At 36.7% G+C, this 25,239-nt stretch carries 21 protein-coding genes; 15 read left to right on the top strand and 6 right to left on the bottom strand.

Annotated elements, in window-relative coordinates; genetic code table 11:
* Nucleotides 1-4 precede the first annotated feature (4 nt).
* From ICJ84_RS09255 to ICJ84_RS09185, 15 genes are all read left to right on the top strand, one after another.
* Nucleotides 5-1,465, top strand: coding sequence for a RagB/SusD family nutrient uptake outer membrane protein (locus ICJ84_RS09255; RefSeq protein WP_188216114.1), 1,461 nt, complete (start codon nucleotides 5-7; stop codon nucleotides 1,463-1,465).
* An 11-nt stretch (nucleotides 1,466-1,476) separates the two neighbouring features.
* Nucleotides 1,477-3,612 (top strand): hypothetical protein, encoded by a 2,136-nt coding sequence (locus ICJ84_RS09250; protein ID WP_188216113.1) that lies wholly within the window; start codon nucleotides 1,477-1,479, stop codon nucleotides 3,610-3,612.
* Nucleotides 3,613-3,630: 18 nt separating this feature from the next.
* Nucleotides 3,631-4,587 (top strand): PKD domain-containing protein, encoded by a 957-nt coding sequence (locus tag ICJ84_RS09245; protein WP_188216112.1) that lies wholly within the window; start codon nucleotides 3,631-3,633, stop codon nucleotides 4,585-4,587.
* 69 nt (nucleotides 4,588-4,656) lie between these two features.
* Nucleotides 4,657-5,766 (top strand): glycoside hydrolase family 16 protein, encoded by a 1,110-nt coding sequence (locus tag ICJ84_RS09240; RefSeq protein WP_188216111.1) that lies wholly within the window; start codon nucleotides 4,657-4,659, stop codon nucleotides 5,764-5,766.
* 1 nt (nucleotide 5,767) lies between these two features.
* Nucleotides 5,768-8,047: a beta-glucosidase BglX gene (bglX, locus tag ICJ84_RS09235; protein WP_188216110.1), complete on the top strand. Its 2,280-nt coding sequence runs from the start codon at nucleotides 5,768-5,770 to the stop codon at nucleotides 8,045-8,047.
* A gap of 334 nt (nucleotides 8,048-8,381) precedes the next feature.
* Nucleotides 8,382-8,621 carry a hypothetical protein gene (locus tag ICJ84_RS09230; RefSeq protein WP_188216109.1) on the top strand — a complete coding sequence of 80 codons (240 nt, stop codon included), beginning with the start codon at nucleotides 8,382-8,384 and terminating at the stop codon, nucleotides 8,619-8,621.
* Nucleotide 8,622: 1 nt separating this feature from the next.
* Nucleotides 8,623-10,950 carry a molybdopterin-dependent oxidoreductase gene (locus ICJ84_RS09225; protein WP_188216108.1) on the top strand — a complete coding sequence of 776 codons (2,328 nt, stop codon included), beginning with the start codon at nucleotides 8,623-8,625 and terminating at the stop codon, nucleotides 10,948-10,950.
* Between the two features lies 1 nt (nucleotide 10,951).
* Nucleotides 10,952-11,650 (top strand): nitrate reductase cytochrome c-type subunit, encoded by a 699-nt coding sequence (locus tag ICJ84_RS09220; RefSeq protein ID WP_188216107.1) that lies wholly within the window; start codon nucleotides 10,952-10,954, stop codon nucleotides 11,648-11,650.
* A gap of 7 nt (nucleotides 11,651-11,657) precedes the next feature.
* Nucleotides 11,658-12,266, top strand: a complete 609-nt coding sequence (locus ICJ84_RS09215) for a cytochrome c3 family protein (RefSeq protein ID WP_188216106.1) — start codon at nucleotides 11,658-11,660, stop codon at nucleotides 12,264-12,266.
* A 38-nt stretch (nucleotides 12,267-12,304) separates the two neighbouring features.
* Entirely contained in the window at nucleotides 12,305-13,414 is a 1,110-nt protein-coding gene (locus tag ICJ84_RS09210) for a 4Fe-4S dicluster domain-containing protein (protein ID WP_188216105.1), read from the top strand.
* 13 nt (nucleotides 13,415-13,427) lie between these two features.
* A complete protein-coding gene (dsrP, locus tag ICJ84_RS09205; RefSeq protein WP_188216104.1) occupies nucleotides 13,428-14,645 on the top strand; it encodes a sulfate reduction electron transfer complex DsrMKJOP subunit DsrP in 1,218 nt (405 codons plus the stop codon).
* Nucleotides 14,646-14,715: 70 nt separating this feature from the next.
* Entirely contained in the window at nucleotides 14,716-15,150 is a 435-nt protein-coding gene (locus tag ICJ84_RS09200) for an RrF2 family transcriptional regulator (protein WP_188216103.1), read from the top strand.
* A 135-nt stretch (nucleotides 15,151-15,285) separates the two neighbouring features.
* The gene (locus ICJ84_RS09195; RefSeq protein ID WP_188216102.1) at nucleotides 15,286-17,532 is read left to right on the top strand and encodes a nitric-oxide reductase large subunit; all 2,247 of its coding nucleotides are present in this window, start codon (nucleotides 15,286-15,288) and stop codon (nucleotides 17,530-17,532) included.
* A gap of 11 nt (nucleotides 17,533-17,543) precedes the next feature.
* Complete coding sequence (gene ric / locus ICJ84_RS09190) at nucleotides 17,544-18,266, top strand: iron-sulfur cluster repair di-iron protein (protein WP_188216101.1); 723 nt, start codon at nucleotides 17,544-17,546, stop codon at nucleotides 18,264-18,266.
* Nucleotides 18,267-18,361: 95 nt separating this feature from the next.
* Nucleotides 18,362-19,555 carry a hypothetical protein gene (locus ICJ84_RS09185; RefSeq protein WP_188216100.1) on the top strand — a complete coding sequence of 398 codons (1,194 nt, stop codon included), beginning with the start codon at nucleotides 18,362-18,364 and terminating at the stop codon, nucleotides 19,553-19,555.
* A gap of 9 nt (nucleotides 19,556-19,564) precedes the next feature.
* Here the strand turns inward: ICJ84_RS09185 and ICJ84_RS09180 are convergent, their stop codons facing one another.
* The 6 genes from ICJ84_RS09180 to ICJ84_RS09155 form a co-directional block, all read right to left on the bottom strand.
* Nucleotides 19,565-20,275 (bottom strand): SCO family protein, encoded by a 711-nt coding sequence (locus tag ICJ84_RS09180; RefSeq protein ID WP_188216099.1) that lies wholly within the window; start codon nucleotides 20,273-20,275, stop codon nucleotides 19,565-19,567.
* Nucleotides 20,276-20,277: 2 nt separating this feature from the next.
* Nucleotides 20,278-21,051 carry a formylglycine-generating enzyme family protein gene (locus tag ICJ84_RS09175; protein WP_188216098.1) on the bottom strand — a complete coding sequence of 258 codons (774 nt, stop codon included), beginning with the start codon at nucleotides 21,049-21,051 and terminating at the stop codon, nucleotides 20,278-20,280.
* 7 nt (nucleotides 21,052-21,058) lie between these two features.
* Entirely contained in the window at nucleotides 21,059-22,501 is a 1,443-nt protein-coding gene (nirK, locus tag ICJ84_RS09170; RefSeq protein ID WP_188216097.1) for a copper-containing nitrite reductase, read from the bottom strand.
* A 267-nt stretch (nucleotides 22,502-22,768) separates the two neighbouring features.
* Complete coding sequence (locus ICJ84_RS09165; RefSeq protein ID WP_188216096.1) at nucleotides 22,769-23,611, bottom strand: universal stress protein; 843 nt, start codon at nucleotides 23,609-23,611, stop codon at nucleotides 22,769-22,771.
* A 78-nt stretch (nucleotides 23,612-23,689) separates the two neighbouring features.
* Entirely contained in the window at nucleotides 23,690-24,538 is an 849-nt protein-coding gene (locus ICJ84_RS09160; RefSeq protein WP_188216095.1) for a universal stress protein, read from the bottom strand.
* 309 nt (nucleotides 24,539-24,847) lie between these two features.
* Nucleotides 24,848-25,234, bottom strand: a complete 387-nt coding sequence (locus tag ICJ84_RS09155) for a hypothetical protein (protein ID WP_188216094.1) — start codon at nucleotides 25,232-25,234, stop codon at nucleotides 24,848-24,850.
* Nucleotides 25,235-25,239 lie beyond the last annotated feature (5 nt).

Genomic DNA, 25,239 nt, shown 5'->3' with positions numbered 1-25,239 from the left:
CATCATGAAAAATATAAAACTTAATATAATCTTGCTAATGGTACTTATTACATGGTCTTGTAGTGATGACTTTGTAGATGTGGCTTCGCAAGATACTAACTCAGAAGACTTTTTCAATACCGAAAAAGATTATCAGGATGCTCTAGTGGCGGCTTATGATTATTTGCAAGCTACAGCAAGAAACGTGCAGCTTGGTGAAATAGCCTCAGATAATACATTGTGTGGAGGAGAAAGTGCCACAGATGTTATCGGCTTTCAGGAAATAGACGATATGATACATACACCTATCAATTCTAATTTAAGAGAAATCTGGACTTGGATGTATACCGGGGTGAATCGTGCAAATTACATTATGGAGTTTCAGGACAAACTTGATTTTTCAAGTAAAACCAGTGTCATTGCACAAACTAGATTCTTAAGAGCGTATTATTATTTTGAATTGGTAAAATGGTTTGGAGATGTACCTTTAGCCATAGATAAACGTATTCAGTTTGGAGAACAATTTAGTATAGACAGAGCGCCAAAATCGGATGTATATGCTTTAATCGAAGACGATTTAAAGTTTGCCGCTGATAACTTACCTTATACCCAAAGCGAGACAGGTCGTGTAACCAAAGGGGCTGCTCAGGCGCTTTTAGGAAAAGCCTATTTGTATCAGGATAAATTTTCAGAAGCCGCAGCGGTTTTAGAAGATTTAATTGAAAAAGGGCCTTACAGATTGCTAACCTCTGAAGAAGCTCCATTGATGTTTGAAAATGAATATGAAAATAACATCGAATCCGTATTTGAAATACAGTATTCAGATGTTGATGGCGGTAGTTACGACTGTTTTCAGTGTTTAGAAGGGAATTACGCAGTTGGGTTTAATGGCGTAAGAAGTTATGATGGACCACTTTACGATTTCGGATATAGCTTTAACGTACCAACACAGGAAGTGGTTGATGCCTTTGAAGAGGGTGATATTCGTTTAGGGTATTCCATATTAGATATTGAGGCTTGGGCAGAAGAAACAGGTGCAACCTACGCAACGGGGTATGAGCATACCGGGTATTTCAACTTGAAATATATAGCGAGAAAAGGCGATTTAAATCAACCGGATGCTGCATTAACAAATCCAAATAATTACCGTTCTATTCGTTTTGCAGATGTTTTGTTAATGGCTGCTGAAGCTTTAAATAGAGGAAGTATCAGCGATACACGTGCGGCCGAATATTTAAATATGGTAAGAACAAGAGCTACACTGGCACCAGTAAGTATATCTGGATCTAACCTTACCAATGCCATTTATAAAGAGCGTCGTGTAGAACTCGTTGGAGAAGGACATCGATTCTTTGATTTAGTGAGAACAGGACGAGCCGCTCAGGAAATAGATGGCTTTGTTTCTGGTAAACATGAGGTATTTCCAATACCTGTTGAAGAGATTGAATTATCTGGAGGCAGATGGAACCAAAATCCAGGATATTAAAAAACGACATTATGAAAACATTAAAATATATATCTAGTTTATGTGCTATCCTACTAATTATTTTTAATTGTAGCGATGATGAAAACTTTGAGTATTTAGACGATATCGTGGCGCCCTCTGGTGTTACGGCAACCTTTCTTCCGGTTTTAGATGAAGCTAATGGGGATTTAGGATTAATAACCATCACTCCAAATGCGGTTGGAGCTTCATCCTACAATATAGATTTTGGAGATGGTACTGCAGAAAAGGCGAAGGTGATGCAAGGTGAAAGCGTAGTGCATAAGTATGCTGAAAAACCTGAAGGTGAATTTTATATAGTTTCCATAGAGGCTGTAGGATTATCAGGATTAAAAACTACGGCAACAGAAAACCTTGAAGTTGTATTTAAAGCTCCTGAATTGAGTTGTGATATTGTTGATGGTTCTGATATTAAAATTACCAATAATGAAGCTGTATCTAAGCAGGTTGATGTTCAGGTAAACGCAAAATACGGATTGAGTTACGAGGTGTATTTTCGAGAAGAAGGCAATGATGAACCTTTAGTAGCCAATATTGGTGATCCTGTCTCTTATATTTATCAAGAACCAGGAACTTACAACATTAGGATTATAGTTATGAGTGCATCATCGCAAACCACAGAATGTACTTTTGATTTTGAAGTTACTGAGATTTTACAACCTATAGAATCTGCACCTGCACCACCTAATAGAGAAGAGCAAGATGTTATTTCAATTTACAGTGCGAAATACAATGATGTTCCGGGTACTAATTATTTCCCAGATTGGGGACAAGCAGGTCAGGGTAGTGGCTGGGCGACTTTCGATTTAAATGGAGATGAAATGTTACAATATATTAATCTGAGTTATCAGGGTATTGCTCTTGCTGACGGTACTACGGTTGATGTGTCTGGAATGAAATACTTACATCTTGATGTTTGGACAGCTTATGAGGGGTTAAAAATTGAAACCTCTCTAATTAATAATGCTTCAGGTACAGTAACAGAAAAGCCCGTTTGGCGAGATTTAACTGGTGGCGAATGGACTAGTTTAGATATTCCAATTTCAGAGTATACAGATCAAGGGCTTACAGTGTCTGAAATATTCCAAATGAAATTTGTAGGAGAGCCATGGGCTGTTGGTACTGTGTTTATTGATAATATCTATTTCTATAAACCCTCAACAGTTGCAGAAACTCCAGAGTATAATGCACCAACACCAACTCAAAACGCTTCAAATGTAGTTTCTATTTACAGCGATGCTTACACCAGTGTTGGACTAAGTGAACTAAACCCGAATTGGGGACAAACCACAATCTTAACCGAAGTGAATATTAATGGAAATAATATCTGGTTGTACGAAGCCTTGAATTATACGGGTATCGTTACCGATTATGGTAATCCAACAAACCTATCGTCTATGGATTATGTGCATTTCGATTATTTTACACCAGACGCAGAAGCACTGGGCTTGAAAATAGTAAATACAGTTGTTAATCAGGAAGACATCGTTTTTGTAGATGAAATTGTCAGAGGTACCTGGGTAAGTGTGACCATTCCAATGTCTGAATTTAGTATTGATGCTTCAGGAGTAACACAGTTGTTGTTTGATACAGCTGGAGGAAGTGCTAAAGTGTATATAGATAACCTCTATTTTTATTCAGATAGTTCCACACAGCCTATGGTAACAGCTCCTGTGCCTACTATAGCTCAGGCCGATGTGGTATCTATTTATAGCGATGTTTATACAGGAGTACCATTAAATGAGGTGAATCCAGGTTGGGGCCAAACTACAACTTTGACAGATTATAGTGTTAGTGGTGATAATATATGGTTATACCAGTCATTAAATTATTCAGGAATTGTCACTGATTATGGTAATCCTACTGATTTAACAGGAGTAAAATATTTACACTTTGATTATTACACGCCTGATGCTACAACTTTAGGATTTAAAATGGTAAATACAACTTTAGATCCGGTTATGGAAGATATTGTATTTCTTCCAAAAGTAATTACCGGAACCTGGATTAGTGTAACCATTCCATTATCAAAATACAATCTTGATTTTTCGAATATAACCCAATTAATATGGGATACATCGGGAGGTAGTTCAACTGTATATATCGACAATATTTATTTTCATAATTAAGAGTAAAAAAACAGAAAGATGAAAACATTAAAATATATATTAATTCCATTTTGTGCAGTTTTATTCTTTACAATGGGCTGTCAGGATGAAGATATGGAAATAGGAGATATTATAACACCTACGAACATTCAAATGGATATAGAGATTATAGGTGTAGATGCCAGTAATCCTAACGGAGATGGTACAGGTTTTGTCAAATTTTCAGCTAAAGCAGACAATGCCTTTACATACATTTTCAATTTTGGAGACAATACCGATAACGTGGTATCTACAGGAGAAGCTATGCACCGCTTTACTCAGGTAGGAGTAAATGCTTATACGGTTACAGTTATTGCCTCAGGTACAGGAGGTGCACAAAGCTCTAAGTCTATGATTATTGAAGTGTATAGTTCGTTCGAAGACCAGGAAGCTAAAGATTTTTTAAGTGGAGGCCCCGGCACAAGTAAAACCTGGTATTGGGCGGCGGATAAGCCTGTTAATATAGGCTTAGGTCCCGATGAAGTTTCAAGTGGTGGAGAACATAGATATCCAGCATGGTTTCAGTCAAATGCCTGGCACCCTGATAAATTATGTATGTATGATGCCGAAATGGTATTTACTCAGTCGGCAGACGGAACTTTAACTTATGAACAGATTGTTGGAGATGCTTATATCCCTGGAACCTATTCCGGTACTGTAGGTGTTGATGGTGATACTTGCCATGGGGCAGATGTTGTACCATCTTTAATCGGAGTTAAAAATGTACAGCTTGTACCTTCAACGTCAATTGCAACAATTGATCAAAATGACCCTGATAATGAACCATATCGTGGTACGACCATTAATTTTTCAGATGGCGGTTTTATGAGTTGGTATGTAGGAAGTAGTAGTTTTGAAATTATTGAAATAACAGATAGTACTCTTGAAGTTCGAGTTACCGAGCCTGGATATGCCTGGTATTGTTTGTTTCAAACAGAAAAACCTGTTCAACCCTAATTGGATATAGCTAAAGAAGGCGGTTCATGAAACAACCGCCTTTATTTAGATAACTTCAAACTAAATATAATGATTAAGAAGATGCTTTATATTCTAAATATAGGCTTAGGGTTGTTATTGTCCTGTTCAGGAGGTAACGACGATATAAGCCCGCCAGATCCCCCAAATGAGATTATACCTAAAAATTTAACATTAACTGTAGAGGTTCAAGGGGCAGATGCTAATAATCCGAATGGTGATGGTTCCGGTATCGTTTCTATTACTGTAAATGCTGAAAATGCCAATTCCTATGGTTTTAAAATAGAGTCAGAATCGGAAGTTAAAAACGCAACAGGAAGTTTTCAGTATACCTTTTCTAATCCCGGGACCAATGAGTATGTTATTACTGCATTTGCCCACTCCAGTACAGGACATGAGGTTAGTACATTTAAAAAAGTATCGGTTTTTGTCGCTTTTAACAATCTTCAGTTGGTTTGGTCTGATGATTTTGATACTGATGGCACCCCGGACACAAGTAAATGGGGGTATGACATAGGTAATGGTTGTCCGGATATATGTGGTTGGGGAAATGGTGAAAAACAATATTACACCAATCGTTCCGATAATGTAAAAGTTGAAAACGGTTTGTTGAAAATCATCGCTAAAAAAGAAGATTATCAAGGATCCGGTTATACTTCGGCAAGACTATTAACTAAAGATAAATATGAATTCACTTATGGTCGTGTCGATGTAAGAGCAAAGTTACCAAGCGGGCAAGGCACATGGCCTGCCATTTGGATGCTTGGAGCCAATATAGACGAGGTTGGATGGCCTGAATGTGGAGAAATAGATATTATGGAACACTGGGGGCACAATCCTACTGTAATTTCTAGTGCAACGCATACTTTGTCTTGTTCAGGAGGCTGTGGAAATGTTAAAGTAGGTGAGACCGTTGTAACGGATTATGCTACTCAATTTCATGTGTATTCGTTGGTTTGGAATGAAGATGAATTACAGTTTTTAATAGACGATGAGTTAAAATACAGTTATAACCCAGCAACTAAAAACGTAACGACCTGGCCATACAATAAACCTCAGTTTTTGATTTTAAATGTAGCGCTAGGCGGAAGTTGGTTTGAAATAGATCCAAATTTTACAGAAGTTGTTATGGAGATTGATTATGTAAAAGTATACCAATAGCATGAAAAGAAATCATAAATATATAACGTTACTTGTGCTTTTATTCTTTATCAGTTCTTGTAAAGAAAATGAGGAAATAAAATTAGAAGGTAAAACAGATAGTATTGAACAAAAAGTAACCGATTTACTTGCCAAAATGACTTTGGAAGAAAAAATTGGTCAGATGAATCAATACAACGGTTTTTGGGACGTAACAGGCCCAACACCAGCAGATGGTGATGCCGCTAAGAAATACGAACATTTAAAAAAGGGGTATGTAGGCTCTATGTTAAATGTAAGGGGTGTTGAAGAAGTTAGAGCAGTACAGAAAATTGCTGTAGAAGAAACCCGATTGGGCATTCCGCTAATTATTGGTTTTGATGTGATTCATGGCTATGAAACCTTGAGTCCCATTCCTTTAGCCGAAGCGGCAAGCTGGGATTTAGAGGCCATTAAAAAATCAGCTCAGGTGGCAGCAAAAGAAGCAGCCGCAGTAGGTATAAACTGGACGTTTGCACCTATGGTCGATATCTCAAGAGATGCTCGTTGGGGACGTGTTATGGAGGGTGCAGGTGAAGACCCGTATTTGGGAAGTAAGATAGCTGTCGCTCGAGTTCAGGGTTTTCAAGGCGAGGATTTATCATCACCGGAAACTATAGCAGCTTGCGCTAAGCATTGGGCAGGTTATGGTTTTGCAGAATCCGGAAGAGATTATAATACGGTCGATGTTGGTACCTCAACTTTAAATAATATTATATTTCCTCCGTTTAAGGCCGCAGCCGATGCAGGTGTAAAAACCTTTATGAACTCGTTTAATGAACTGAATGGAATTCCCGCGACAGGAAATGCTTTTTTACAGCGTGATATTTTAAAAGGAAAATGGAATTATGATGGTTTTGTCGTTTCGGATTGGGGCTCAATTAATGAAATGATTGCTCATGGTTTTGCAGAAGATAAAAAAGCGGCTGCAAGATTAGCTGTAGTCGCTGGTTCCGACATGGATATGGAATCGTATGCGTATGTGGATGAATTGGCAAATCTGGTACGAGAAGGTCAGGTTGATGAAGCCTTGATTAATGATGCGGCTAGACGTATTTTAAGGGTAAAGTTTGAATTAGGTCTTTTTGATGATCCTTATAAATACTGCAATTTAGAAACAGAAAAGGCGGTTATTGGAAGCAAAGAAATTCAGGACGCTGTTTTAGATGTGGCTAAGAAATCCATTGTTTTATTAAAGAATGAAAATAAGTTATTACCACTAAAGAAAAGTGGTCAGAATATAGCATTGATAGGAACTTTGGCAGCGGATAAAACAAGTCCTTTGGGGAGTTGGCGTATTGCATCGAAAGATAGTACGGCAGTCTCTGTACTTGAAGGCATGTTGCAATATCCAGACAATCATTTAACCTATGCCAAAGGTGCCGATTTGACTTATGGTGAAACAACATTTGCAAAAGAATTAAACATAAACACATCTGATAAAAGAGGGTTTACAGAGGCCGTTTCAGTGGCTAAAAGTGCCGATGTGGTAGTCATGGTATTAGGAGAACATGGGTTCCAGAGTGGAGAAGGCAGAAGTAGAACACATTTGGATTTACCAGGAGTACAGCAGGAGTTGCTGGAAGCAGTTTATGCCGTTAATAAAAATATTGTTTTGGTACTAAATAACGGAAGGCCATTAACCCTTACCTGGGCAGATGAGCATATTCCGGCTATTGTTGAAGCTTGGCAGTTAGGAACACAAAGTGGAAACGCGATTGCTCAGGTTTTGTATGGCGATTATAATCCTAGCGGAAAATTACCTATGTCTTTTCCTAGAACAGTAGGGCAGGTGCCTATATATTATAACTATAAAAACACAGGGCGTCCGGTGATTCCAGCTCCAAATGAGGTGTTTTGGTCGCATTACACAGATGAGAGTAACAAACCATTATATCCATTCGGTCATGGGTTAAGTTACACCTCATTTTCATATTCCAATCTTCAAATCAACAAGATATCTAAAGATGAAGTTAACGTGTCGGTGGAGGTTGCAAATACAGGAAGTCTTAGCGGTAAAGAAGTGGTTCAATTGTACATAAGGGATGAAGTGGCTTCTATAACCCGTCCGGTAAAAGAACTAAAAGGTTTTGAGTTGATAGTGTTAAATCCTGAGGAAAAAAAGACGGTAAGCTTTGTTTTAACTAAAAATGAATTAGGGTTTTTTGATAATAGTGGCACATTTGTTTTCGAATCAGGTGACTTTAAAGTTTTTGTTGGTGGAAGTTCTGATACTGTTTTAGAGCAGAATTTTAAACTTTAAGTCGAGTTTAGTTGGTAAAAAGCCTTTCAATATTTTTTGAAAGGCTTTTTTTTAACCATTAATTTTAAGTTTTTCTTATCTAACAAATAAATAAACGCTATTAATTATATCTTTTACTCGTATACCAAGACTGTTTTTTTGTATGTATTTAAAGGAAGAGACCAAAAGAAGACATAGAATAGTCATTTTTTATAAAAAGTATGCGTGTAGATTGTTTTATAATTATCATAAAATCAATTATTTATATTAATTATAAATTAGTAGCATATGATAAATGTCAGGTTTTTTTTGATTAACTTAAAAGACTTTTATGTCCTATTTAAAACGATACGTTATGCCTATCAAAAGTTATTTAGCACATCCTCATAAAAACGAAAAGCAAGCACTTATTAATGCTTTGTCTGGAATTGAAAAGTGTGAAGTAATTCCCTCAGAAAACAAGGACCTACTCATAGTAGTTACCGATACCGATAACAATTTAGAAGAAGACCATTTAAAAGAACAAATTGAAAGCATTAGTAGTTTAAAGCTACTGGTAATGGTTTCTGGATTCGATACACCTAAAAGTAAATAGTATGTATACTTCATTAACAGACAGACGTAGTTTTATAAAAAAGATGGCTGTATTATCGGCAATGACAGCTGCAGCGGCCATGTTTCCTGGTATTTTGTTTGCAGAAGAACAAGAGGCTAAGATCCCCAATAGCGAAAATTTAGATTGGAAGAAAGCGCCCTGTAGATTTTGTGGCGTTGGTTGTGGTGTCTTGGTAGGTATTGAAAACGGAAAAGCCGTTGCCGTAAAGGGTGATCCCAAATCTTCGGTAAATAAAGGGTTGTGCTGTGTAAAGGGCTACCATTCTGTTATGGCCATGTATGGAAAAGACCGATTAACCAAACCTTTAGTAAAGAAAAATGGAAAGTATGTGGAAACTTCCATGCAGGAAGCGTTAGATTTAATTGCGTCCAAAATGAAAGAAACCATAAAGGACTATGGAAAAGATGCCGTTTCAATTTATGGGTCCGGGCAATGGACTATTCCTGATGGTTATGTAGCATCAAAATTATTTAAAGGTTGTATAGGAACAAATAATGTAGAAGCCAATGCAAGACTTTGTATGGCTAGTGCGGTAACAGGATTTATGACATCTTTTGGAATCGATGAACCCATGGGGTGTTATGACGATATTGATCATGCCAATGTGTTCGTGCTTTGGGGAAATAATATGGCTGAAATGCATCCAGTACTGTTTTCCAGAATTTTAGATCAGCGTTTAAAACGAGGAGTAAAAGTTATCGATTTTGCTACCCGAACTACACGTACCAGTATGGCTTCCGATAAGTCAATCATCTTTAAACCAAATACCGATTTAGCGGTGGCAAATGCCATTTGCTATGAGATTATTAATAATGGCTGGGTAAACAAATCGTTTGTAGAAAAGCATTGTACTTTTAAAAAAGGACTAACACATATGGGGTTTGGTTTGGAAGATAAATATGCATTTACCGACAAACCTGAATTGATAGATTTTGAAGCTTACAAAACATTCTTGAAAGATTATACTCCCGAAAAGGTTGAAAAAATATCTGGAGTTTCAGCTAAAGACATTAAATATATGGCGTCTTTTTATGGTGATCCAAATCAAAAAGTCATGTCTTTATGGTGTATGGGTATGAATCAGCATACGCGTGGTACGTGGATAAACAATCTGGTTTATAACATACATTTACTCACAGGAAAAATTTCAACTCCGGGTAACAGTCCGTTTTCATTAACAGGTCAACCAAGTGCTTGCGGTACTGTTAGAGAAGTGGGGACTTTAACGCATAAATTACCTCATGGGGTTGTGACTAATGCCGAACACCGTGCTCATGCTGCCAAAATATGGGATGTACCAGTTGAAAATATAGATCCTAAGCCTACTTATCATACCGTGGAAATGTTCAGGGCTTTAGATCGGGGAGAAATTCGATTCATGTGGATACAGGTCACCAACCCTATGGTGACGATGCCGAAACTAAAACGGTATCGAGATGCTACAAAAAAAGAAGGCCGCTTTATTGTGGTTTCCGATATATATCCAACACCAACAACCGATATTGCAGATGTTATTTTACCATCGGCAATGTGGGTAGAGCGTGAAGGTATGTATGGGAATTCAGAACGGCGTACACAATATTTCGAACAAATGGTAGAGCCCCCAGGAGAAGCTATAAGCGATACATGGCAGCTTGTTGAAGTAGCAAAAAGGTTAGGTTTCGAAAAACAATTTTATTACAAAAAAGAAACTCATGTTGAAGAAATCTATAACGAATACAAAAAGCATCACGAAGGAAAGAAACATGCCATGGCACCGTTAGAGGTTTTAAAATCGCAACCCGGTGCGCAATGGCCGTATGTTGACGGAAAATCAACAAAGTGGCGATTTAATTCAAAATACGATCCAGCATGTTCTAATGGTGAGGCGTTTCATTTTTACGGTAATCCCGATGGGAAAGCTGTGATTTGGCAACGACCTTACGAGCATGCACCTGAAGAACCCGATAACGACTATCCGTTTTGGTTAAATACCGGTCGTGTGGTTGAACACTGGCATACAGGTTCTATGACCCGCAGAATACCGGTTTTACATCAAGCCATGCCGCATGGTTATGTTGAGTTAAATCCGGAGCAAGCTAAAGTTATGGGCATTAATACCGGCGATAAGGTTAAATTAACGACACGACGTGGGGAAATAATTTTACCTGCCTCAGTAAATGAAAGAGGTGTTCCGGAAGTGAATCATGTATTTGTACCGTTTTTTGATGAAGGTATGTTGATAAACGAGTTGACTTTAGATGCATTTTGTCCGATTTCAAAGCAACCGGATTATAAAAAATGTGCCGTAAAAGTAGAAAAGGTATAGCATGAAAAGATTAGGTGTCATATCATTATTTGTAATACTCTTTGTCGCGTTTTTGGCGGTTTGGAATATTAGTTACAGATCAGGAAAAGAAGAAGGCTATGTCCCTATTGAACCAGAAAGTAAAATAATTTTAATTCCTTCAGAAACCGGCGTATTTAAGCGTTCAGAATTTGCTTTAGATTATGCCAATATGCCTGTTGATGAACAGCACCAACGGTCGTTACAAACTTATTATAAAAACAGAGCTTATCATGGCGCACCGCCAAGCATTCCTCATCCGGTAGCCAGTGAGATAAGTATGGGAGAAAATGTGTGTTTAAAATGCCATCAAAACGGTGGGTTTGTTGAAAAATTTAATGCTTATGCTCCGGTAACGCCACATCCGGAAATGGTAAATTGCAGACAGTGTCATGTGGCCCAGGTTTCTGAAACAATGTTCGCAGGCACCAGTTTTTACAAAGCACCACCACCTGAAGTTGGAAATAACAATGCGCTTCCGGGAAGTCCGCCTATCATTCCTCATCAAATACAAATGCACGAAAATTGTCTGTCTTGTCACGCCGGACCCAGTGCTCCAAAAGAGATCAGAGTAACGCACCCTGAACGTGTAAATTGCAGACAATGCCATGTGCTTAACAACAAAGAGGAACACAGTAATGTAACGGTTTTCAAAAGAATGATAACTAATGAAACACCATAAATACAGTATGAGAAAATTAGTTTTTGGTTTTGTTTTTTTTATAACACTCTGGTCGTGTAAACATGGTGAGGGGGAATATCATGGTGTTATTGAAAAAATAGAAGTGGAAGGACAGAAATATCACGGGTCGTCGGTTTCGTCAGAGCCTTATATTGAAGGCACACGAACGATTGAAATTACTGAAGGCGCACATACTTTTTTAATTCCGGAGCGCAAAGGGCAAATTAAATCTTATGCTTGTATAGATTGTCATTCAAAGCCGCTTAATCAAATGCAAACTGAAGGATTACAGAAAGCACATTGGGATATCAAATTAGATCACGCTAATGAAAATACGATGAATTGTGTGACTTGCCACAATCCTAATAATATGAATAATTTACGGAGTTTAACCGAAAACGATATCGATTTTAATAACAGTTATAATTTATGTGCTCAATGTCATAGCAAGCAATTTGAAGATTGGAAAGGCGGCGCTCACGGTAAACGTATAGGTGGATGGGCTCCTCCAAGAGCCTCGTTTACATGTGTTAATTGCCACAATCCACATAAACCGCATTTTGAGAGCAGATGGCCAGCTCGTTTTAATACTCAAAAAGTACAGGAACGAGAGTAAGTTTCCGTCAAGTATAGTTTAAAAATTATAGTCAAGGTATGGGTGATAAAAATAAAAAGTGGTTTTCTTTAAATCTAAATCGTAAAGTTTCTAATGAAACAACTTGTGGTTGCGGAAAGAGTTCCGGAGGTTGTGGTTCTCATAATTCAAATCCTATTCCAAATACCGATTCCAAGATAAAATCTATTGGGGGCGAAAGAACCAAAGACGGTTTTGAACAGGTTTTCGATGTTAAAATGGATAGACGTACCGCCTTTAAAAAGTTAACAGCTAGTTTGCTTATTGGGGCAGGGGCCGTAAGTACTTCGTGTAGTATGCTAACTGGCGATGAAACCAAAGAGAAAGCTCAGATAGATTGGGAAGAGCAATTTAAAGGCAATTACAAACTAATGACCGATGATGAGAAAAAAGGCACGGTAGACCGATTAATGCGTTCCTATGAACTTAGAACCGGTAAGAAAATAAATATGTCTTCAAAAAATGCAAATGAAGATGTTTTGTTTGGTTATGCCTTTAATATATCAAAATGTCAGGGGTATATGGATTGTGTGAACGCCTGTGTAGAAGAAAACAATCAGGATCGTGATTCGCAAATGCAATACATAAGAATTCACGAAATGAAAGACGGCAGAGGTCTGGATTTTGGTGAAGCAGACGATAATTATTACCATGAAGTTCCTGCTGAAGGCCATTTTTATATGGGCACGCAATGTTTTCATTGTGACAATCCGCCTTGCGTTGAAGTTTGTCCGGTACAAGCGACCTGGAGAGAAGATGATGGTTTGGTGGTGGTTGATTACGATTGGTGTGTTGGTTGCAGATATTGTATGGCGGCTTGCCCGTATGATGGCAGACGCTTTAACTGGAAAAAGCCCGAAGTTCCTGAAGCCGAAATCAATCATAATCAGCATTATTTAGGTAACCGCATGCGTAAAAAGGGTGTTATGGAAAAATGTACCTTTTGCGTACAACGTTCCCGAGCGGGAAAAAATCCGGCATGTGTTGAAGCCTGCCCAACCGGAGCCAGAATCTTTGGAAACTTACTCGACCCCAACAGTACAATCAGATGGGTGTTGGAAAATAAAAAAGTATTTAGGTTAAAAGAAGATTTGGGTACCGAACCTAAGTTTTGGTATTTCATGGATTAATATTAATGAACTAATGGGACGATTAAAAGTTTTTAAAAGCTTAGTTAAAGACAGTTTAGATGTTATAACACACGGTTCGCTCAGGTATCATATCTGGATGGCATCACTTACCTTGATTATGTTAATCGGCATGTATTGTTATTCTATCCAACTGGAAGAAGGACTAAGCGTTACCGGAATGACCGATCGCGTAAGTTGGGGGTTGTATATATCAAATTTCACCTTTTTGGTAGGGGTAGCTGCAGCAGCTGTGATGCTAGTAATGCCGACTTACGTTTTAAAGGATATCGATTTTAAGCAGGCAGTTTTAATAGGAGAGGGACTTGCAGTAGCCGCCCTAATTATGTGTTTGGCTTTTGTTGTGGCCGATATGGGAGGTCCTTCTGTATTATGGCACATGATTCCTGGCATTGGTGTTTTTAATTTCCCGAATTCTATGCTTACCTGGGATGTTATAGTGCTTAACGGTTATCTGTTTTTAAACATTACCATTCCGTTTTATATTTTGTTCAGACATTATCAGGGAAAAGAAGCGAAATCTAAGGTTTATGTTCCGGGAGCTATTTTATCCGTTTTCTGGGCAGTTGGAATTCACTTAGTAACCGCCTTTTTGTATCAAGGGTTACAGGCACGTCCGTTTTGGAATAACGCACTTTTAGGACCTCGGTTTTTAGCCTCAGCTTTTGCAGCCGGACCGGCGTTAATTATTTTAGTTTTGGCTATTATTAGAAACTTTTCAGCATTCAATATTCAGGATAAAACCATTAAAAAAATAGCTTTGGTAGTAACTGTTGCAGCTCAAATTAATTTAATTATGCTGGTTAGTGAATTGTTTAAAGAGTTTTATGCGCCAACGCATCATAGTGAAAGCGCGTATTATCTGTTTTTTGGACTTCATGGAAAAACAGCTCTATTACCTTGGATATGGACAGCCATACCTTTAAATGTTTTAGCTACGGTATTGTTAACCTTTCATAAACTCAGAAATAATTTTAAAATTTTATACCTTTCATGTTTTATGTTGTTTATAGCAATATGGATTGAAAAAGGGTTTGGTTTAATCGTTCCAGGATTCATTCCCGGACCTTATGGTAAAATAGCCGAGTATACACCAACAGGAATTGAAATAGGAGTTACCCTCGGGATCTGGGCATTAGGCGCTTTTGTGTTTACCATATTAGCCAAAACAGCCATTAATATCGAATTAGGAAAAATTAAATTTAAAAAATAATAAAAATTAATTAAGACTTATTTGTCCTAGTTTAAATCTCTTATTATCTTTGCATCTATAAATTCAATATATGTTTTCAAAAGCTTGTGAATACGGTATTAGAGCATCCATTTTTATAGCACTTAATTCTTTTGAGGGCAGACGAGTGAGTCCCAAAGAAATAGCGGCAGAAATTGATTCCCCTCAAGCGTTTACCGCCAAAATTTTGCAGGCATTGGTAAGACATAACGTTATTCAATCTGTTAAAGGGGCTTATGGTGGTTTTGAAATCGATAAAAACAGAATTAAAGATATTAAGTTAGCTGATATTGTTGATGCCATTGATGGCGATAGTATTTACAGAGGTTGCGGCCTTGGTTTGCATGCCTGCGATGAAGATCGTCCTTGCCCGATGCACGATAAGTTTAAAATCGTGAGAGAGCAACTTAAAAGCATGTTAGAATCCACAAATCTGGAAGATTTAGCGTTAGATATTAAAGAAGGAGATACCTTTTTACGGCGTTAAAAAAAATTTACCTTCAAAAAAGATAAAATTATCCGAATTAAATAAAATTAGATACATAAAACTTTATTAATATATTTTTTAATCACAAATAAGACAAAATTATCCGAAATTAAATTTAAAACAAGAATAACTATTATGAAGAAAGAAAAAAAACTCTGGTTGCTATTTGCAGCAGTAATGATAAGCTCGTTTAGCGTATTAGGGTACTATGGCTTTGAAATCTATCAACAATCACCGCCAATCCCAAAATCTATCGTCTCTACCAATGGGGATATTATTTTCACAGAATCTGAAATTAAAGATGGTCAGAATATCTGGCAGAGTATAGGAGGTCAGGAAGTAGGCTCAATATGGGGGCACGGTGCCTATGTCGCTCCAGACTGGACGGCCGATTGGCTACACAGAGAAGCGACTTATATTTTAGATATTTACGCGCAACATGATTTTAGAAAAAATTATGAAGCCGTAACAGAAGAACAACAGGCCGCTTTAAAAGTAAGATTGCAAAACGCTGTAAGAACAAATACATACAACGAAGCGGCGAACACCATTACCATTTCTGAGAATAGAGTAGAAGCCATAAATTATCTAAGCGATTATTATAAAGGATTATTCACTAACGATCCAAAATTCGATAAACTTCGTACCGATTATGCGATTCCTGTAAACACGATTAAGGATGAAGCTAAAATGCATAAAATGAATGCCTTTTTCTTTTGGGCAACCTGGGCCACGGTAACCGAGCGCCCGGATAGTAATGTCAGTTATACGCACAACTGGCCTGCCGACGATTTAGTAGGGAATGCACCTACTATGGATTTAATGGTTTGGTCCGGGGTTAGTATCATCTTACTTATTTTATGTATTGGCGTGCTGGTATTTTATCATGTAAAATCTGGGGAAGATCAATCACTGCCGCCACCAGCCGAAGATCCTTTGTTAAAACAAGGCATGACGCCCAGTATGCATCTCGTAAAAAAATACTTTTGGGTAGTGACTTTATTAATGGTGTTACAAATGCTTTTAGGTATTGTAACCGCGCATTACGGTGTTGAAGGAGATGGATTTTATGGTTTTGCATTAGACAAAATATTACCATATTCGGTAACCCGAACCTGGCATACGCAACTGGCTATTTTCTGGATTGCTACGGCTTGGTTAGCTACAGGATTGTATATTGCTCCGGCAGTTTCAGGAAAAGATCCTAAGTTTCAGAAATTCGGTGTTAACTTCTTATTTATTGCGCTTTTAATTATTGTTTTAGGGTCTATGGCCGGACAATGGTTTGGGGTGATGCAAAAGTTAAATCTGGTTAACAATTTCTGGTTTGGTCATCAAGGCTATGAATATGTTGATCTTGGAAGGTTCTGGCAAATATTTTTATTAATTGGCTTGTTCTTATGGCTGGCTTTAATGGTAAGACCGTTACTTCCTGTTCTAAAACGTAAAACGGAAGAAAAGAACTTGATTATCATGTTTTTAGTGTCTTGCAGTGCCATTGCGCTTTTCTATGCTTCTGGGTTAATGTGGGGCAGACACACCAATTTGGCAATTGCAGAATACTGGAGATGGTGGGTTGTTCATTTATGGGTTGAAGGCTTTTTCGAAGTATTTGCAACCGTTGTTATCGCCTTTTTATTTGTTCGTTTAGGATTATTAAAAACCAAGACAGCAACATTAAATGTATTGTTGGCGACCATTATTTTTATGTCGGGAGGTATTCTAGGAACCTTTCATCACCTGTATTTTACCGGAACACCAAAAGCTGTAATGGCTTTAGGCGCCACGTTTAGCGCTTTAGAAGTTGTTCCGTTAACCTTAATTGGCTACGAAGCTTATCACAATTACAAGTTATCAAAAGCTACTAAATGGCTGGAAGATTATAAATGGCCGATTTATTTTATGATTGCCGTTGCTTTTTGGAACTTTTTAGGAGCTGGTATCTTCGGATTCATCATTAATCCGCCAATTGCACTGTATTATGTTCAAGGTTTAAACACCACGCCATTACATGGACATACGGCTTTATTCGGAGTTTACGGTATGCTGGGCATCGGTTTAATGTTGTTTGTATTGCGCAGTTTATACAGAAATGTAGCCTGGAACAATAAGTTGTTAAAAATTACATTCTGGTCGTTAAACTTAGGATTATTAGGTATGGCTTTACTGAGTTTACTACCTATAGGAATCTGGCAAGCCGTAGAAAGTATTGAACACGGTATGTGGTATGCACGTTCATCAGAATTAATGCAAGACCCGACCATGATTACATTAAAATGGCTGAGAACTATTGGAGATGTCATTTTCGCAGTAGGTATCGTTACAACCTGTTGGTTTGTATTCGATTTAACTTTAAAAAATAAAATAACAAAGAACAATTAATAATAGATATTATGAGTACAATAACACAAAAACAAGTAGGAGAATTTGTAGCAGAAGATTTTAGAACAGCTGCAGTTTTTACGCAATATGGCATCGATTTTTGCTGTAGAGGCAATAGAACTTTGGAAGATGTATGTGAAAAAAATGCCATTGAAACCAGTGAATTGGTGCATCGTTTAGAGCAGGTTTTAAACACACAAGGCAATCAAACCACCGATTATAAATCATGGCCTTTAGATTTACTTGTAGATTATATTGAAAAAAAACATCACCGTTATGTAGAAGAAAAAACACCAATTTTAAAGCAGTTTTTAGATAAGTTATGCCGAGTACATGGTGAAAGACATCCTGAGCTTTTTGAAGTAAACGAGTTGTTTACCGCATCGGCAGGAGAATTGGCGCAGCATATGAAAAAGGAAGAACTTGTTCTCTTTCCTTTTGTTAAAAAATTAGTAAATGCTGAACTGAAACAAACTGCTGTGGAAGCTCCTGGTTTTGGCACGGTAAGAAACCCTATAGCCATGATGATGCAGGAACACGATAATGAAGGTGTGCGTTTTAGAAAAATTGCTGAAATTACAGGTAATTACACGCCTCCTGCCGATGCCTGTAATACATACCGAGTAACATTTGCAATGCTTCAGGAGTTTGAAGAAGACTTGCATTTACATATCCATTTAGAGAATAACATCTTATTTCCGGCGGCAGAAAAACTGGAAAGTAGATTTTGTTAGTATAGATCTTTAAATTAATTGTTGTACAGAAATCCTATGTTGTTTATCATGAAACAGTATAGGATTTCCTAATTTTAAGAACTTTATATATTCTTATGCCCAAAAAACTGATTATCATTTGCCTGATAAATTTTTTAATTGCCGCCTTAATGGGTTTGGCGCTTCGTTATTCCTTTTTAGAATCCATTGGATTAAACTACCGGTTTTTAACGCACGCACATTCTCATGTAGCTATGTTAGGTTGGATGTATTTAATGTTGTATACTTTTATTGTTCATTATTTTATTCCCGATAAAAAATCGATTTATAATAAATTATTCTGGGTAACCGAAATTGCAGTTGTTGGTATGATGCTTAGTTTTCCTGTTCAGGGCTACGCGGCTGTTTCCATAACGTTTTCAACCCTTCATATTTTTTGCTCATATTATTTTGTTTCTTTAGTTTGGAAACACCATAAGGTAACATCAGCTACCTCCCAATTATTACTAAAAGCAGCTTTAATATTTATGCTGATTTCTACAGTAGGAGTGTGGTGTTTGGGTCCAGCGGTAGGTTTGTTAGGTCAGGCTTCAGCGTTTTACCAAATTGCTATTCAGTTTTTTTTGCACTTTCAATTTAACGGTTGGTTTTTAATTGCCGTCCTGGCTCTCTTGTTCCATATTTTAAAGATTGAAGATTCCAGACGGTTTAAAAACTTTTTCAAATTATTAGTCGTATCAACCGTACTTACTTTTGCTTTGCCTGTACAATGGTTTGCTCCGCACCCCATCTTAATTTATATAAATGTATTTGGGGTTTTACTACAATTAATAACTCTGTACTTATTTTTGAAACTCATAAAGTTGGAATTAAATAATGCTTTGAAAACACAATCTAAACTCATCGTTACGCTGTATTATTTTAGTGTGTTTTGTTTTATTCTGAAAACTCTTCTACAAGGAGTCACGCTAATTCCTGAATTCTCTGAAGCCGTGTTTATGCATCGTAATTTTGTTATCGGTTTTATTCATTTAGTGATGCTGGGAGTGATTACAGGTTTTCTTTTTGCATTTCTTTTTAGTAAACAGAACTCTTCTGTTCTATTAAAATTAGGGCTGTACTGTTTTCTTTCAGGCTTTGTTTTAACTGAAGTTATTTTATTAATCCAAGGTTGTAGATTTTACCTTGGTATGGGATTAATTTCAAACTATTATTTGTTGTTGTTTTTATTCAGTGTCCTGTTGCCCTTAGGAATTTTATTGATACTATTACATGTAGGCAAAACCAAGGGAAAGAGAATTTATATGTAAACAAAAGTATTAGTGAATTAATTGGAGAATTGTTTCTATGGTTTCATTGTTGTCAACCCCTAAACCTTCCTGCTGATGCATTAATTCGCCTTGCGGATTAAAAACACTTATAATGTTTGAATGCGAAAAATCTATTGGCGAAATTTGTTTGTATTTAACCGCCAGCACATTTGCGAATTCGCGAACACCGGATTCAGTACCTTGAAGGAACGTCCATTGTGGTTCATCCATATAATTTTCAATCGCAAAGGCTTTTAGGCGCTCTGGCGTATCTGTTTCAGGATCGATACTGATTAACGCAAAGTTAAGCTGATCCATTTTGTCATCCGGAATTTTAGCCTCAATATTACGCATATCGGCCACCAAACGTGGGCAGGCTGCTTTACATGAGGTGTAAATCATTACCATAACCAGAGTTTTTCCTTTTAAGTCCCTTAACTGAATTTGTTCACCCTCTTCGGTGTTCCAATCAGACGTTAAATTGAAAATAGATTCTTCTGAAATACCAATCGTATTTTCAATTTTTGAAGTACTTGGTTCCAACGATTGTAAATCCATTTTACATATGGGGCAATTTCCTGCATCTGTATAAGTTTTATCACTTTCACAGTGCATGGGACATTGGAAAAGTACCGTTTCCTGATTGTTTTTATTGGAGTTACAGGAACTGAAAGTGAGTGTGAGCAATACCAGAATTATAATTGATTTTAAGGGCTTCATGATTATTTGTTTATGTCTTTTACACATCTAAATCCTAGATTTTTCATGGAATATTTTGCTTTTAAACTCCCTCGAATGGCATAACGCATAAAGGCGGCGTAGTTCATTAAGTCGGTGGCATTCACGGCGGCACTTCCGCAAAACAAATTACTGTCTTTATCTACATCTTTTCGTGATTCTCCGGTAATCAATACCGAATTGAAATCGAGTGTCCACTCCCAAACTAAACCGTGTAAATCATAAATTCCCCAGACATTTTTAGGGTGTTGTCCTATACTATTTTCGTTGGTTCTCGGGGCTTCGTACCAGGCTAAAATTTGCTTGTTGTAGTCCGGTTTTATTCGCGCATCACGTATGTTTTCATCAGCCATGGCGACATATTCCCATTCATCAACGGTGGGTAAACGTTTTCCTTGGCATTCGCAATAGGCTTTGGCTGCAAACCAGGATACATACGTTACGGGGCTGTCTGGTTTTTCGGAAGATTTAAGTTCAAAGTCATTTTCCCAATTGGAAAGATAGCTCTTATCGGTAAATAATTTTAAAGCATTAGATTTTTGCCATTTTGGATATTTTGCTACAAAATCCTGAAACTGGGCATTGGTTATCGGATAGATGTCCATTTCAAAGTCTTTGACTTCTACAACAGTAGAATCTCTTCCGTAAAGCGGAATATATCGATTTCCTTTTATAAAGGCCATATTTTCAGATTGTGCAAACAGTGATGTTTGGGTAATGAGTATAAGTGTTAGTAATCTAAAAACATGACCTTTCATGACTTTGTTATTTTTTGTTTTTAACGCTATCAACCATCTCTTTGCTAACGACTTTGCCAGAATTATCCCAGCTGTTGTAAACGTAGGTTAGTACATTTGCTATTTCTTCAGAAGAGAGCATTTGTTTGGTCATAACACTATTATATTTTTCGCCATTTACAGTTATTTCACCCGATTTACCATGTAATACAATATCGATGGCTCTGTTTACATCGGCATTTAGATAATCCGATTTTGCAAGAGGAGGGAAAGCGTTTGGTATGCCTTGTCCTTCAGACTGGTGACAAGCAAAACAGGTTTGTATATAGGTTTGTTTTCCAAATTGCATTTGTTCCTCAAAGGATTTGGCAGGAATATCAGATTCTACAATTTCATCAGTTGTTGGCATAGATTGAATTCCTGGTCCTTCAGGAAGGTAGATATCATCTCTAATTTCTCCAGAGTATATTTTTTTGTTTTTTTCTCCTTCAACTTTAAGCATCCCTAAAGCACCTTTATTGAAAGCTCTAAATATCGAGTGATCTACCAAAATAAATGTTCCTGGAACATCAACCTTAAATTCAACTATGGCTGCGCCCCCGGCAGGAATGAGTGTAGTTTGTACATTTTCATTAATTTTATCACCGCCCTCAATATGTACTTTATCGAAAATTTCACCAATAACATGGAACGAAGAAACTAATCCAGGACCACCATTACCTACAAAAAGTCTAACAGTCTCACCAACTTTGGCAGTAATGGCATTATCACCTGTTAAGGCACCAACTTTACCATTAAACACCACATAATCGGCTTTTTCATCAACGGCTTTTTGCATATCAAAAGGCTGTAATCCGCGTTCGCCGTTATCGCCTTTAGTATAGAAATCTCCTTGCATGATGTAATATTCCTTGTCAACAAGGGGTAATCCTCCTTCTGGTTCGACTAAAATTAAGCCATACATACCATTAGCAATATGCATACCTACAGGAGCAGTAGCGCAGTGGTAAACATATAAACCTGGATTTAAGGTTTTGAAAGAAAATACTTTTTCGTGTCCGGGAGCAACGAATGATGATTCGGCTCCACCACCTGGTCCAGTTACCGCATGCAAATCAATGTTATGTGGTAATTTGTTGTCCGGATGATTTTGTAAATGAAATTCTACTTCATCACCAACACGGGTTCTAATAAAGCTTCCAGGTACCGTACCCCCAAAAGTCCAGTATACATAACGAACACCATCTGTTATTTCGCCTTCTTTTTCAAGAATTTCCATTTTAACAATGAGTTTTTTTGCGCTTCTTCTCCCTATTGGAGCTGGTACATTAGGAGGAGAAGTTAATTCAGCAATCATTTCTCTAGTAACAGGGATATCTTCAGCTTTATCATATTGGTTTTCTTTGCTTTCGAAGCAACTAAAAAATAATAAGGAAATAAATAAGGGTAAATAGTTAGCTATTGTTTTCATTTTAATTGATTTTGTTTTTCAAAGCTATAATTTACAAATGCTAAAAAACATGATAATTATCATAATTAGGATAATTTTGTCTTAATTGAAAAACATTAAGATGTATATAAAATGAAATATGATTCAAAATACGTTATAATATAATTGATTCTTTTTAATACTATCTATTTGATTTATAATTTTTAACGCGAGTAGATAGGAGAGGGAGGGAAATGTAAACGCAAAAGCCTGATAAAATGCATCAGGCTTTATTTTGCTGCTCTAATTTTAAATTTTATCGGGAATTACAAGAAAAGGAACATTTAGATGAAAGCCGATTTGGTTTATAGTCGATTTGAAAAACAAATTGGTAAAAAAAGAGTGTTTGTTATTTATCATCACAAGCAAGTTGATTCGGGTTTGTAATTGAAAATTAGAGATGCCTTCTTCAACGGTTTGTCTATCGACTTCATGTATTAGGTAAGTGGCTTCTTTAAAATAGGTTTTTAAGGTTGCTTTATTTTCTTTCTGATATTCAGCTAGGCCATATCCGTCTAGGACGTGGAGAATATTAACTTGGGTAAAATCTAATGAAATGAGGTCGAAAATAGGTTTTACATGACGTTCTTCGTATTGTATCCCGTAATCGGTAGGGAATAAAACTTCATGAAGTTCTTCAAATTTAAACCCACTGGGAATGGCAAGTAACGGACATTTTACATGTTTTAAAGCATGTACTGTATTTGAACCAAACAAAATTTCTTTAGCTCCGGTTGCACCTTGTGTTCCCATAATAACGTAATCGATGTGCTTTTCGGTAACTATTTCATTAATTTCAGAAATCAAGGTGTTAAACGTAGCTATAGTTTCAATGGTATGTTTAGGATTGTTGAACTCGGTTTTAATACGAATTTTAAATTCTTCTAAACTGTTTATAGCATGTTCTCTAACGGCATCATACATACCAAATTGTGCAGGCTGTACTAATACATATTCTACATGGTAAATGGCAGGTGTGTATGTGTTTAGCAGGTAAATGGTACAGGTGTCTTCTTTAAAGAGCTGTAAAGCGTATGTTATCGCATTCCAAGAATTATCTGAAAAATCGGTAGGCAGAAGTATTGTTTTCATCACTTTAGTTTTAATGGTTATTGTAGTTTGATGTTGTCAGGACTTCTTCTGGTTGATACTAAAATTCTAAAAATCGACTTAATAGCGTTTTATGTTTTGTAAGGCTAAAAACGGAATATCTATATTGAGACTGAATTCGTCTATTGTCGATTGATATAGAATATCTTCCAAAAAAGAGTGTCTTGTGTTTACCATAACCAACATGTCTATGTTGTTTTCTTTTATGTATTGATAGATGGTATTTATAATTTGTTTGCTTTTGATGATTTTAAAATTGATGATGTTTTTATGAAGCGCTTCTTTAATAAAGGTCTGGTTATCTTTTTGTCTTAAAGAAAGTTTGTCGCTTATAGAGATGTAAAGGGTGTCTATAATAGCTCGAAAAGGCGATGCCATTTCGCAGAGTAATTTAAGCTCTCTTCTTTTGTAAGGTATTAAATAGTTGGTAGGGAAAAGGATGTGTTTGGGCTGAGCATACTTATAATTTTCGGGAATGGCTAATACCGGGCATTGCACATATTTAATGACCTGTAAGGTATGGCTACCGAATGTAATTTTTTTGTCATTGGTTTTTCCACGTGTCCCCATAACAATGATATCGATGTTTTTTTCATCAACAATCTTGTCCATTTCATCAATAAGTAAATTGTTGGCAGAAACACTATGGTAGCTGTGTTTGGGGTTGGGAGAAATGGTTTCTATACGTTCTAAAATACGATTAAGCTGATACTTAGAATTATTACTCACGGTTTCGGTAACACTTTGCAAATCGCTTTCTTCAATTAAGGCTTCATCGGCATAAATGTCATCCTGATAGGCATTCGTAATATAAAACTCACTAATCTCATATTTGAATAAATCTATAGCAAAAGTTATGGCATTAAATGCATTCTCTGAAAAATCCGTTGGTATTAATATCTTTCTCATCACCTTAAGTATTATGTTAATAAAATTAGAGTTTGTAAGATGTTGTTACAATGATATTTATCAGATTAAATGGTTTTTAGAAGTCGTTTGGTAAATTAAAAACAGGACGCGTTTTCAATTAAAATCGTGCCCTGTTTTCATCGCAAATTATGTTAGCGAATTCAATTAATAGCCTTTTTGGGAATTTGTAATAAAGGCATAACCAAGTATTTCTGTGTTCATAAGCATTCCAATCGTTATTCAACTTCATTACAGCTTCAATGTATTTAAAAATACTAAACCCAGAAATGATATATATCAGTTCAAGTTCTATGCAGGTACAATATTATAAGCCATATTTAACAGAAACAAGCCAACTAAAAAAAGCAGTGTATAAATAAGTTGAACCAGCTTGATATTTATTAGCTCTAAAACCGAGGTTGTTTGTTTGGGAAAAATAAACAAGGATAACCCGATACCAATGGAAAACCACCCGATAAGCGTAATGATTAAAGTCCAGTTTGGCTCCCAGATATTGTGAAATAAGGTATTGAGTAAACCTATATTAATGGCAGTGAAAGCCGAAAGAATTAAAAACTTTTCATCTTTTAAATCGGTAAATATTTGTCGGATGCGTTTAGGGTTAAAACTCAGAATTAGGAAAAATATGATGAGATACCAACCCCAAAACTTGGCTAAAAATATTGAATGGTCCATAATGT

The sequence above is a fragment of the Aestuariibaculum suncheonense genome, from assembly GCF_014596935.1.
GTDB classification, from domain to species: Bacteria; Bacteroidota; Bacteroidia; order Flavobacteriales; family Flavobacteriaceae; genus Aestuariibaculum; species Aestuariibaculum suncheonense.
The sequence above is the reverse complement of the archived record's forward strand: the minus strand, read 5'-3'. Positions and strand labels throughout refer to the sequence as shown.